This is a genomic window from Sporosarcina sp. P16b (genome assembly GCF_002743065.1).
Taxonomy (GTDB): domain Bacteria; phylum Bacillota; class Bacilli; order Bacillales_A; family Planococcaceae; genus Sporosarcina.
In genome coordinates, this window is the sequence record NZ_PDYO01000002.1 from 168,837 (window position 1) to 181,604 (window position 12,768).

At 43.6% G+C, this 12,768-nt stretch carries 7 protein-coding genes, 4 pseudogenes and 1 riboswitch; of the genes and pseudogenes, 2 read left to right on the forward strand and 9 right to left on the reverse strand.

Features of this window, described 5'->3' with window-relative positions; translation table 11 throughout:
• Positions 1-333: 333 nt before the first annotated feature.
• The 9 genes and pseudogenes from CSV77_RS03885 to CSV77_RS03925 all read right to left on the reverse strand — a co-directional run.
• Positions 334-1,002, reverse strand: a pseudogene (locus CSV77_RS03885) (ribonucleotide-diphosphate reductase subunit beta); the annotation flags it as partial.
• A gap of 99 nt (positions 1,003-1,101) precedes the next feature.
• Positions 1,102-2,898, reverse strand: a pseudogene (ltrA, locus tag CSV77_RS03890) (group II intron reverse transcriptase/maturase).
• A 700-nt stretch (positions 2,899-3,598) separates the two neighbouring features.
• Positions 3,599-4,003, reverse strand: a complete 405-nt coding sequence (locus CSV77_RS03895; RefSeq protein ID WP_233212165.1) for a ribonucleotide-diphosphate reductase subunit beta — start codon at positions 4,001-4,003, stop codon at positions 3,599-3,601.
• Positions 3,982-4,419, reverse strand: a complete 438-nt coding sequence (locus CSV77_RS03900; protein WP_099672368.1) for a flavodoxin — start codon at positions 4,417-4,419, stop codon at positions 3,982-3,984. The genes CSV77_RS03895 and CSV77_RS03900 overlap by 22 nt, the downstream gene beginning before the upstream one ends.
• Positions 4,407-5,321: pseudogene (locus CSV77_RS03905) on the reverse strand (ribonucleoside-diphosphate reductase subunit alpha); the annotation flags it as partial. The pseudogene CSV77_RS03905 and the gene CSV77_RS03900, both read right to left, overlap by 13 nt.
• A gap of 228 nt (positions 5,322-5,549) precedes the next feature.
• On the reverse strand, positions 5,550-6,275 hold the full coding sequence (locus tag CSV77_RS03910) for a GIY-YIG nuclease family protein (protein WP_099672369.1): 726 nt from the start codon (positions 6,273-6,275) through the stop codon (positions 5,550-5,552).
• A 145-nt stretch (positions 6,276-6,420) separates the two neighbouring features.
• A pseudogene (locus CSV77_RS03915) lies at positions 6,421-7,728 on the reverse strand (ribonucleotide reductase N-terminal alpha domain-containing protein); the annotation flags it as partial.
• A gap of 159 nt (positions 7,729-7,887) precedes the next feature.
• Positions 7,888-8,062, reverse strand: a riboswitch (cobalamin riboswitch).
• Between the two features lie 293 nt (positions 8,063-8,355).
• Positions 8,356-9,777: an alanine/glycine:cation symporter family protein gene (locus CSV77_RS03920; protein ID WP_099672371.1), complete on the reverse strand. Its 1,422-nt coding sequence runs from the start codon at positions 9,775-9,777 to the stop codon at positions 8,356-8,358.
• 71 nt (positions 9,778-9,848) lie between these two features.
• Positions 9,849-10,970 (reverse strand): glycerate kinase, encoded by a 1,122-nt coding sequence (locus CSV77_RS03925; RefSeq protein ID WP_099672372.1) that lies wholly within the window; start codon positions 10,968-10,970, stop codon positions 9,849-9,851.
• Positions 10,971-11,354: 384 nt separating this feature from the next.
• On the opposite strand from CSV77_RS03925, the gene CSV77_RS03930 reads away from it, so the two are divergent.
• Together CSV77_RS03930 and CSV77_RS03935 are read left to right on the forward strand one after the other, a co-directional pair.
• On the forward strand, positions 11,355-11,858 hold the full coding sequence (locus CSV77_RS03930; protein ID WP_099672373.1) for a DUF2243 domain-containing protein: 504 nt from the start codon (positions 11,355-11,357) through the stop codon (positions 11,856-11,858).
• On the forward strand, positions 11,848-12,681 hold the full coding sequence (locus CSV77_RS03935) for a cytochrome c oxidase assembly protein (RefSeq protein ID WP_099672374.1): 834 nt from the start codon (positions 11,848-11,850) through the stop codon (positions 12,679-12,681). Before CSV77_RS03930 ends, CSV77_RS03935 begins: the two co-directional genes overlap by 11 nt.
• The last annotated feature ends 87 nt before the right edge of the window (positions 12,682-12,768 follow it).

Consider the following 12,768-nt stretch of genomic DNA (forward strand, 5'->3'; position numbering starts at 1 on the left):
GTGAAAGTATGAGCGCTTGACCATATTGTGAGCGTTTCCTTCTGAAAATTGATGGAGCAGTCGCCTCGATCGACATTGAGCGGTTAACTAGGAACATAGAGCAGATGCCGAGATACATTGAGCGATTAAATGGATGGATAGAGCGCGTTCAGGAATTCATTGATCGGTTGAGGAAATGTATGAGCGGATAGCGTGGACGTATGAGCGGATAGCGTGGACGTATGAGCGCTCAGCCATACGTATAAACGACTTCAATTAACGAAAACGGTGCTCTCCCCTTCCTCCACACATAAAAAAAGAGGAACCCGTCACGGATTCCCCTTCCTTTATTTATTACAAATCATCAAAGCCATTCAAATCACTAGTTTTCACATATTGACGGCTCGTTTGTTCGAAGAAGTCCGTTTTCGTATCGTCGAAGTTATCGACGTACGCACGGATCCACTTCATTGGATTATCGGTGAACTCTGGATAGATTTCGCTTAAGCCAAGCATGCGCAACATTTTGTTCGCGCGATACTTCACGTAGCCTTCCATCTCTTCTAGCTCAAGGCCATCGATTCCCGCTAATACATAGCGACTCCAGATGACTTCTTGCTCGACGGAGTGGCGGAATTGGTCATAGATCCATTCCGTGAATTCGTCTGTGTTATACTCTGGATGTTCAGCCAAAGCTGCACGGAAGATATCGCTGATGGCTTTACCATGCTGTAGTTCGTCACGGTTGATGTATGAAATCATTGTGGATGTACCGACCATTTTTTGGTGGCGTGCCAAGTTATAGAAGAATGCGAAGCCACTGTAGAAAAATAGGCCTTCTAGTAATGTCGTATACACCATCGCTTTTAGAACCGTTTCAATTGTCGGGTTCTCCGCAAATTCATTGTAGACATCTACAATTCGTTCATTTCGCTTCATTAATACTTCGTCTGTACGGCCCATTTCGAAAGCTGCCATTTGCTTGTCCAAGTTCGTGACTGATGAAAGTACGTACGATAGCGATAGGTAAGGTTTTGAAGTAATCGCCACCTTTTCCCCCGCTCCACACCGTGCGTGCGACTTTCACCGCACACGGCGTTCCATCTTGATATATTTTTCACTTTAAATAGTCTCTAAATTACACTCTTTACGATATTTATTCAACTTACTAATTTGCATCTCACTCAGTTCTAGTAGGTTTAGATACCTTCGAATAATCTCTAAGTCCGTTGCATGGATCAGCCTGTGTACCAATGTGGAAACTATTGTTAAGTTCTTGTATTCGTCCGTGCCACCCGAAGCTTTAGGCTTTATATGGTGGCAGTGAATTTCTTTAGCTAATAGAAACTCACCTTTGACACTACATTTTCCATTTTGCATCGAGTATTTTGAGAGTCTGTTATCTATATATTCAAACGTTCGGTCATAGGTTTCCATTCTACTCAAAATTACTATTTGATTCCCGATATCTGGTTTCAGTTTTTCATACTCTTCTCTGCCTTGCTTCGTGTAAGGAGTTAAATGCTGTGAGAAGTTCATATTGTTTACTGTCCTTATATCCGAAAACACATGCATTGGTATACCAGATATAGTGTAAGTATCATTTCTATTCTTATGATACTTCACATAAGATTGGGGAGGATTGATTGGATTTCCCTGTTTTGCAATCCCTTTTAATCTCGCATGCTTGGACTTTCTTATTCTGGATTCGACTTCACTAAGGTCTATATTCACATTTGTGGCATATTGGAAATAGTTTTTGATACCCATAACGAAACTATTATAGCTAAACACTGTTTTCGCATCTGCACTTTTGCTAATTTTTTTGATATGTTCTCTTGTCTTTATGATGATATCTTCTTTCTTCGATTCCACAATGTTTGTTTGGGCTACCCATTTAGTTCCTTTTTTCTCGGCTTTAATGCTAAACCCAAGAAACTCAGTCGATTTCTTTTTAAGATTGGTTATTCCAGATTTCTCTTCCGAAATATCCAGACTTAATCTTTTCTTTAGAAATTCTTTAGTACTAGCAAACATTTTAACCGCGGTCTCATAATCCCTTGTGAAGATTTTGAAGTCATCAGCGTATCTGACAATAAACATTTCTTTTAGATTAGTCTTTTTCAGTGCTATGAATTTATTCCTGTTGATTGAATACGTATGATTCGAAGGGAATTCCTCCCATTGCGTATTTATCCATTGGTCTAAATCATTGAGCACTATGTTTGATAAAAGTGGGGATAGGATTCCTCCTTGGGGAGTTCCTTTATTCGGTGTACCTATTCCCGATACAGGCGCTTTTAGCATTTTTGATATTATGGCTGTTACTCTGCTATCTTTAATTCCAATTCCATATACCTGTTTGATAAGTCTGTTGTGATTCACGTTGTCGAAGAATCCTTTTATATCAATATCCACTACATATCTCAGTAGGTTCTTGTTGATTAAGAATTGACTTCTTGAAACTGCATGTCTTGCAGAGCGTAATGGTCTGAAGCCATATGAGTGTTTATAGAATTTAGCTTCTGCTATCGGTTCGATTACTTGCTTTATACATTGTTGAATTTACCTATCCGATATGGTGGGTATCCCTAATGGTCTTTTACTTCCATCGAGTTTTGGTATTTCTACCCTTCTAACAGTCTGCGGTTTATAATTCGCCAAACGTCTTCTAACGTGTTCAACAATTTCCTTGTCAGTGAAACCTTTGAAGTGTTTAATCGTCTTCTTATCGACCCCTGCTGTGTTACTACCTGCGTTGGATTTAATAGTCCTATAAGCAAGAAGTATGTTACTAGAACTAGTGATGATACTATAAAGGTCAATTCCATCCGTTCTATTTTCTTGACTTGCAAGATATAGTTCATCAAAGGTTTTAACCATGTCATAGTATTCTGCATATCGCATTTGCATACTCACCGATGTATTACCTCTCCTCATTAAGTTCTCTTAACGAAGTCACATCTTCCTACTCGATTTTGTGAGTTTTTCAAATTTAGATTTGACGTATTTAAAGTTTATACCAAGACTCGAGGCTATCCCTCCACTACCTTTCAGTAGCTTCATCAGTACTGTGCCTCTACTTTCACAAGACTAAAGATGTTTAATAGCCAAAGCCTTTATATCATCGCCACTCCGTCTACAAACGTTTAATTAAGTGTGCCTTGCTTACCACGTTTCCAATCATCTAGCTGTACATGCGGGTTTAGGTGCTTACTCTAAGCCTGTTAAATTATAGCCTCTTTGTTAGCTATCCCGAATTTCATCGCTACGACCCTTACTTTTCGGTATTTAACTACTCTCTCAGGAGCATGAGAACCTTTCGGTAATCAACCACATCTAGACCTGTACATTCGCAAGTTCGTCAGTCCCCATCGGACATTCTCACCGTGCCCGCTTTATAGCCCTCCGACCTATCGTTAAACATAGACTCTGTGATAGCAATCCTTAGCTTATCTTCAGCCGACTTCACCTAGCTTCATACAATACCCGATTGTAGTCGTATATTGCATGTAGGAGTATTAAGGATTTCGTTTTCTGCAAACATGATTGCTTCTTTCCGAAATTCGATGATTGAATTGTTTAATCCAAATTTAATGGATTACCTCCCATTTCGTGTTTATGCACTTATAGGGAAACGTGTCGCTCCATAGCTGTGATTATGCTCACTTTCCTGGTCTGCAATGGTCGCGAGAATCGACTTGACGGAAGGATCCGTTGTGAAGTCGGCGATTTTCATTGCGATGACAGTTTGTGGACCATCAAGTGTAGCCAGTAGGCCGATAATTTTTAGGAATGCGGATTGTTCTTCTTGCGTCAGGCTCGAGAACTGCTTGACGTCTTGCGTCATGTCAACTTCATTCGCTGTCCAGAACAGGGAACGGATTCGCTGACGTAATGTATAGAAATGGGGATGCGCGAGGTCGTTCCAGTTTAGAATGCCGCTTGCTTCCCCACCGAAAATAGCTGTTGCCTTGTTCGGGTTTGCAGGATTTAATACTTTTACTCTTGTAAGTGTCGCCAATGTTCGAGCACTCCTTTCGTCCAATTCGTAACGGTTTTTTCTTGTATGCCGCGTGGGCTTTGCTCAATCTTTAATGGTTCAAAAGGTGAATGATAGAATTTCGCCAGCTTGTCTGCGGCTTTGCAAAATAATTCATCACCGCCAAACTGTGTATCCCCCGTGCCAAAGACATAGACAAGCTCGGGTTTATAGCCGATGTCCGCCACGAAATCTTTGACTTCATCCGGTGTTGCACCTTTTTCCCATGTGAATGAACCGAGACAAAACGCGTCGTATTTTTTAATATCAGGGAGGACACCGATGCCGATACGATGAGTATCGACTTCGACGCCTTCACTTTGGAGACTTTCTGTAATCAATTCCGCTACTTCCTGCGTGTTGCCGCTCCAGGATGCATAGGCGATTAAGAATGACACCACTCACACTCCTCAATTTCCGCTGCAGTTGAACGCATATAGTACGTGGTTTTCATGCCCGATTTCCATGCCTGCAAGTGCAAATCCAAAATCACAGATGCGCGGATCGAGTTCGGTACATAAATATTGAATGAAATCGACTGATCGATATGCTGCTGACGAGCGGCGTTTTGCTTGATCGACCAACGCTGATCGACGATGTAAGCTGAACGACGGTAGATGTCATACGTGTTGTGGTTCAAATCCGGTGCAATGACCGGTAATTTATAGTCTTTCTTCTCTTCATGGTAAAACGGCTTGAATACTGGGTCGATTGACGCTGTTGAGCCTGCGATAACCGATGTCGAACTGTTCGGTGCGACTGCCATTAAATAGCCGTTACGCATACCGTTCATTGCCACATCCATGCGCAGTTCACGCCATTTATTTGAATCGTATTCGCGTTGCTCAAAGTATTCACCCGTTTGCCAGTCCGATCCATCAAATAATGGATACGCGCCTTTTTCTTTTGATAATTCCATTGAGGCTTTAATTGTCAAATACGCAATATTTTCATATAGCTCGTCTGCGAAATCCACCGCTTCGTCCGATTCCCACTGAATGTTTTTCAACGCGAGTAAATGGTGCCAGCCGAATGTGCCGAGTCCAATTCCACGGTAGCGTGCATTGGTGCGTTGCGCTTGTACAACTGGGATTTGGTTCTGATCGATGACGTTGTCGAGCATACGCACTTGAATTTTGATCAAACGGTCTAGCACGTCTGCCGTTACTGCTCTTCCAAGGTTAATCGATGACAGGTTACATACAACGAAATCACCTGGCTTTGTGCGTGTGACGACCATATCGTCTTCTAGTGTTACGGATTCATGTGTACTCGCTGACATATTTTGCAGTATTTCAGTCCTCTTCTTCAATTAAGCTCGCAAAGCTTAATCCGCAATTAATTGCTGCTGCATGTCACCATGCAGAGGAGACTATATCATCATCCCCAGCACGACCTGGTAGGATGCTCCGCTTTTCCCTTTATGAATTATCCCTGTTTTTCATCAGGGCCTCGCTTGAGGGGTACTCTACTCGCTTCTTCACTAGTGCTATTTCAACTAGCTATGCTTTCGATAGTCGTTAGGCATTTACTCAACTATAATATGATGGTCTGGAAAGTTACGGGAATACATACGGTTTCTCATAGCATGTGTAGAAATGCCATGAGCTAATGCCGCCTTTGCAATACTTTCATATACCACGTCATGGACTTGGCATTTACAAGCAGCATGTTTGTTGGTCGGTCTTAGTGATTTCGGGACAATTCTCTTATAGCTAGGAAAGTTATCACAGTCTAATCTATACGAAATTGTTGTACAATAAAGGGAAAGTGCAACAGATGCTGCAGTTATTGATGAATATTCAATTCCATCTATTATAATTGCTTTTGAGTTCTTCTTTTTGACTGCTTCAATCATCTTTTTGGTTTTTGGTTTCCCGTATTGATGATTTGAAGCGCCTGTCATTTGTTTCACTCTTAAACTGCGGATATGCTCTTTGTTTGGGTTTGTTGTAAAACAATCTCCGCCAATAGATGTCATTTTAATATTATAATATTCCTTTGATTCTACAGCATTTCGTTTAGAAATATAATATTCCTCAAGTTGATTCAACTCTATATCTGAGTATGCCTCAACCAGAATTACCCTGATAAACTTTTCCTTACCATACTTTTTAATAGCCCTTTTCAAATAAAGACCTGAACCCAAATATGTTTCCCAATTATTTATCCGACCGTAAATACATTTTCCAATGTATTTCATATTATTAACTGTATTTGTAGTCTCGTAAACAAAACCAAATGGCTTTTCCACAAATATCATCCCCTATAGAACAAATGTTCTTTATTTGATGATACTACAAAAGTTGAGATTTAGCACGGGATTGTCTTACTAAATAAGAGTTCCCCCGTTTAACGGAGTTTTCGACAGCCATTACTGACTGAAGGTGCTATTGTTAACACAAATTACTAGAATAAATCATACCTTCATGCTTATTCGGATTCATGCGGTTTACTTCGTCGCGATAGAACATGAAAGGCGTTCCTGTCTCGAGCTGGCTACGCAAGATACGTTTCATAATTTCAATCGCGGAAACCGTCTCTCGTGATAAATCTTCATTACGGACGCATTCCTCATACTTCTCGCGGAATGTTCCTTGTCCTTTCGTTTCATCATAGAAGTCTTCCAATGAATAGCCCATTTTCGTGCGGACTTCATGTGGATCGAATAAATGCCAGTCTTCACGGGACTCGACTTTCTCCATGAACAAGTCTGGCAAGCAAACGCCTGTGAAAATGTCATGTGCACGTAAACGGTCATCGCCGTTATTGAGCTTGAGATCAAGGAATGTGAAGATGTCTTGATGCCATACGTCGAGATAAACGGCTACGGCACCTTGACGTTGACCGAGTTGATCGACACTGACTGCCGTATTGTTCAACTGTTTGATCCATGGCAGAACACCGCTTGACGCGCCTTCGAAACCACGAATCGATGCACCACGAGAACGAACTTTCCCCATATAGACGCCGATACCGCCACCGAATTTCGACAAGTTCGCGATATCGGTGTTGCTGTTGTAGATCCCTTGTAAGGAATCATCCACTGTATCGATAAAGCAACTGGATAGCTGACCGTGCATCTTGCCTGCATTCGATAATGTAGGTGTCGCGACCGTCATGTATAAATTGCTCATCGCCCAGTATGCTTCGCCAACTTTATGAATGCGGTCTACTGTTTCGTCTTGCATTAGTGTCATCGCGATGATCAACCAGCGCTCTTGCGGCAGCTCCACTGGCTGTTTCTTAAAGTTTACGGTTACGTATCGGTCTACCAATGTTTTCAAACCGATATATGTGAATAATAGATCACGGGAAGGATCGAGTAGTTTACCGATTTCCTGAAGCTCATCTAGGCTGTATTTCTCTGTCAGAACGGATGTATATAAACCTTGTTCCACCAAGCGTTCTACATTTTTCGCAAAGTCGGTATAAGCATCCGCCCCACGCAATGCTTGTTGCTTTGCATAGACGTCGAATAAATAAATTCGTGCCGCTACAAACGTCCAATACGTATTTGCTTCATCAATACGGCTTAAAGACTCCAGCACCATCGCGTTCGTCCATTCAGTTGCCGTGCTAGCCGGGTGGCGCTCTTGGAATTTCTCACTCGCTTCGATTAACGGCTCCATTTGTTTCTTGCCGAATTCTTCTTGTAAGTTTTCCAACACTAGATTAAGTCCCTTAGTTTCTTGAATAATAGCCATGATATCCGCTCCCTTTAGTTAATTAATTCGGTTATGTACTAAATAAAAAAACTCCCAATAAAATCGGGAGTCGTCAATTGACGCTTAGTAGATCGCGGAAAGTTTTAGGCAGACTGAAATAAGACTGCTTTGTGCTTTCACTCTCCAACCCCGAAGAATGTTTTGCTGAGATGACTGGCAGGTCTACTGGCTGGCACATCGTTCTTCCATCTTTCCTTCCCGCCGAAGCAGTGGTTTTATAAGATAGTCGTCCGTGCCCTCAGTTGCGGGGGCAGCTCCGTTAGTGGCGGATTCCCTTTTAAACGTGGTGGGTACCAATTCATCTATTTGCTGTTACACACTATATATAGTGTGTTGATTCATATATAACCCTAACATGTTGTGTTCAAACATGCAAAACAAAAATCGAACCGAAGTTCAGAATCCTTCTTCTGAACTACGATTCGATTTTTGTTATTCAGTATTTTATAGTATATCAAACTTTTTACTTCTTGACTAAATGGTTTGTGTGAATGCTTTAAACTTAGGAGTGTGTGAATAAGGGATTTCCGCTATAATCCTAACTTATACATGGTGATAAGTTAAAGATTGAGAAATCATATCCCTTACATCCACAAATCACCCCCATTACAAACGATCTTCTGGTTTTTCCGCTGTCTCTTCCCAACATTCCGCGCCTTTTAATTCAGGGATGCTGGCTGACTTGAAGACAGGGTTTCTGCCGGCTTTACGTTGTTTAGTGAAGTCGTCCAGTACTTTAAAGGCGATTTTACCAAGTAGTAGAATGACGATTAAGTTAATGATGGCCATTAGTCCCATGAATAGGTCGGCCATATCCCATACAACTTGTACTTTTGCGATTGCACCGAAGTATACCATGACCAGTACAAGAACTTGATAGATTCGTTTCCATACGATGTTGGCATGAATGAATTCAATATTGGTTTCGCCATAATAATAGTTACCGATGATAGAACTGAAGGCGAAGAACATGATAGCACCGGCAATGAAGTACGGTGCCCATGCGCCTACTTGTACAGCCATGGAGTTTTGTGTCAAGATGATACCGTTTGTTTCACCTGTTTGATACAATCCGCCAAGCAAAATGATGAATGCGGTCGCAGAACAGATGATGATGGTATCGAAAAACACACCTAGACTTTGTACCAATCCTTGTTTTGCCGGATGCGATACGTTCGCTGTAGCAGCCGCGTTTGGCACACTACCCATACCTGCTTCATTGGAGAAGAGACCGCGACGTACACCTTGCATCATGGCCATCCCGATTCCGCCACCCATGACTTCTTTAATTCCGAAAGCATGCTCGAATATCAATACAATAATGCCTGGAACTTCTGAAATATTCATAATCACGATATATAACGCTACCAAAATATAGAAAGTCGCCATGATGGGTACGATGGTTTGTGTTACTTTTACAATCCGTTTGACGCCACCGAAGACGATAATCCCTGTTATTAGCATTAAGCCAACCCCGACACTCCAGTTCGGAATGCCGAATACTTCAGTGAATGACTGACTGATGGTGTTGGATTGTACTGCGTTAAATATGAATCCGAAACTCATCGTCAGTAAAATCGCGAAGACAATTCCGAGTTTCCGCCAGCCTAGCGCTTTTTGCATGTAATACGCCGGCCCTCCGCGGAATGTGTCACCATCTTTCACTTTATATACTTGTGCCAATGTACTTTCGATGAATCCAGTCGCCATGCCGATTACGGCGATCACCCACATCCAGAATACCGCACCAGGCCCACCAATTCCGATCGCTAGGGCTACCCCAGCTACGTTACCTGTTCCTACGCGTGACGCGGCACTAATTGTGAATGCCTGGAACGGCGATACCCCGTCATTGTTATCCTTCTTCTCTACAATCAGACGGAACATCTCACCAAATAAGCGCACTTGTACAAATTTCGTGCGAATCGTGAAATATAAACCCGCGGCCAATAAAAGTCCAATTAAAACATATGTCCAAATGAAATTAGTCACCGGCCCTACAAGCCAGTCAATCGCGTCTTGAAACATCTGACCACCTCCTTGTGATTCTATACCCTACTCGCCTACTAGCTATGCATGGTATAAGAAAAAACTATTTTCTACTGTCTATGTTGCAGGACAATTGACGCTTTGTTCTCCAATAACTTTGCTGCTTGTGCCATCAATTCAGCTAACGATTTCTCTCCATCGTCTAATGAATGCAATTCGGTGAACCACTCAAGTAGTTCTTGACGCGCCGCTTCTTCAATCGCTCCTGAAATGACGATGACCGGAACATTCTCTACTCTCGCAAGCTTGGCAATCCCCATTAATGCCTTGCCTGCAAGCGTCTGCCGGTCTGTCTTCCCTTCCCCTGTGACGATGAAATCTGCTGAAGATAGATGCTTTGCGAAATCCATCGCTTCGAGCACGACATCAATTCCACTTTCAAGATAAGCGCCACAATACGCAAGTAATGCCCCAGCACTTCCCCCAGCCGCTCCCGCACCGCGCAGCTCATGCAATCGCACGCCCGTCTGCCTTTCCGTCATGTCCGCTAGATGACGTAACCCTTCATCCAGACGCAGAACCATCTCTGCATCCGCCCCTTTTTGCGGACCGAAAACGAATGACGCACCCTGCTCACCGACAAACGGATTGTCCACGTCGGACGCAATGCGAATGTCTGTCTCCAGCACACGTTTATCCAGTTGCGTGATATCAATTTCATCGATTATTGACAGCGTTGAGCCATTCATCTGCACTAACTGTCCATCAGCTAAAAATCGAACGCCTAGTGCTTCGAGCAAGCCTGTTCCCCCATCATTCGTCGCACTCCCGCCAAGTCCAATAATCATTTTCCTGTAACCTGCATCAAGCGCATGACGAATTAATTGCCCTGTACCAAATGTTGATGCTTTCATTGGATCGAGTTCATGATCCGCAAGCAACAGCAAACCGGACGCTTGTGCCATTTCAATGACCGCTGTCTCGCCGTCACCAAGCACACCAAAGTGCGCATCCATTGCGCGACCAAGCGGATCTTGCACAGACACGGTTCGCAACGTCCCCCCAGTTGATGACATGAGGACAGACAGCGTCCCCTCACCACCATCCGCAACCGGTAAACGGACGACTTCTGCGTGCGGATATACTTTTTTTACGCCACTATATATAGCGTCGGCCGCTTCTTCTGCATGCAAGCTTCCCTTAAATGCATCAGGCGCAATAACAATTTTCACGGCTCTCACTCCCTTTATTCGTATTCTAGCAGATTACGCGGGAAAAGTTACAGTGAAAATATTGGATGGCTACTATATTTTTATCATGAAGGCTTTCAGGTGTGGATGTGTGTACGCTCAATGTTTACAGGTATCCGATCATACTTCAGCGGAGTGCGCTCTATGTGTTCGTCCATCCGCTCTATCGCGACGCGTATCCGATCATAGACCCCGGTAAGACGCTCTATACGACCGTGTATCCGCTCAATGTCTACGGATATCCGATCATACTTCGAGACAGAGCGTTCTATGAGTCTACCCATCCGCTCTACTAGCCACGCAACATGTTTTAAATGCCGCATTTTTAGGGAACACTGCGTATAAAAGGAAAGGAGTGAGTAATAGATGGCTGTGTTGCAAGTGAAAAACTGGACGAACCGAAGAAGTTATCAGAAGAGAAATCTATGGGCGGGTATATTATTCGGACTCGGGTTCGTGGCGTTTTTAGATGAGACAGTATTCCACCAGCTACTTCATTGGCATAAGTTTTATGATAAATCTACGGTGGCGGTTGGATTGGTATCGGATGGTTTGTTTCATGCATTTAGTTGGTTTGCGACAGTGGGAGGGTTGTATTTAGTGGCGGATTTGCGCAGAAGGCATGCGTTATGGCATAAGATGTTCTGGGGTGGCAAGTTACTCGGGGGCGGTGCGTTCCAATTGTATGACGGGACCATTCAACACAAGGTCATGCGCATACATCAGATCCGATATCACGTGGACATTGTTCCGTATGATATCGTTTGGAACGTTACTGCGATTTTGATGATTGCGGCAGGTTTGTTGCTCATCAAGTCCGCGCAACGGAATGCACGCTCGGCGGAAAAGCTTATGCCTCATGCCACATGATTCCTATATCAGTGCAACCGATTGGTTATTTGGGATGCTTGCGTTGCTCGCCATCGTATTCTACGGGGGCGCTGTCTTTCATTCCAACCGGCAAAGCCGCTTGCGTAAATGGCCACGAAAACGGATCGTGTTGTGGATTGCGGGTGTACTCGCTTCAGCAAGTGCTGTTGTCGGACCGCTTGCCGAACTGTCACATGCTTATTTCACGTGGCATATGTTGGGACATCTCTTGCTCGGTATGATCGGTCCCCTTCTGTTGGCGCTCGCCGCTCCCATGACATTATTGCTCCGGACATTACCCGTTCGACAGGCAAGAATGGTAAGCTCCTTGCTAAGAAGCCGACTTGCGGGGTTCTATACACATCCCGTCACTGCCTCCATTTTAAATATCGGCGGACTTTGGCTGTTATACACGACAGGCTTGTTTGCGGCCATGCACCATCATCTTTGGCTCCATGTCTTGATCCACATGCATGTGTTCGTTGCGGGATATCTATTTACCATTTCTCTTTTATACACCGATCCTGTATCTCGTCGGTACAGTTACCGCTTCCGCACTGTAGTCTTTATTGCGGCTCTTGCGGGACACGGAATTCTATCAAAATTCCTATACGCCTATCCGCCTGCCGGTGTACCCATTGAAGAAGCGCGCACAGGGGCCATGCTTATGTATTATGGAGGCGATGCGGTGGATCTCGTGTTGATCATCCTTTTGTTCAGGAGCTGGTATCATTCGGCCAAACGTCAACAGACCCACATTCCGTCCACTTCAGACGGTCATGTGTATATGAATAAAACGACACAAAACGCACCCGCTGGCTAATGGGTGCGTTTTATATTTTCTATTCATTTCATGAGTCCGGTATACCTGTCACAATGGTCCCTTGGGCAGCGGCACACAACTTCCCGA

Bases quoted from the DNA above. Each gene is read 5' to 3' on its own strand.
- CSV77_RS03920 (WP_099672371.1), bottom strand. From the start codon at position 9,777: ATGTTTCAAGACGCGATTGACTGGCTTGTAGGGCCGGTGACTAATTTC.
- CSV77_RS03930 (WP_099672373.1), top strand. From the start codon at position 11,355: ATGGCTGTGTTGCAAGTGAAAAACTGGACGAACCGAAGAAGTTATCAG.
- CSV77_RS03935 (WP_099672374.1), top strand. From the start codon at position 11,848: ATGCCACATGATTCCTATATCAGTGCAACCGATTGGTTATTTGGGATG.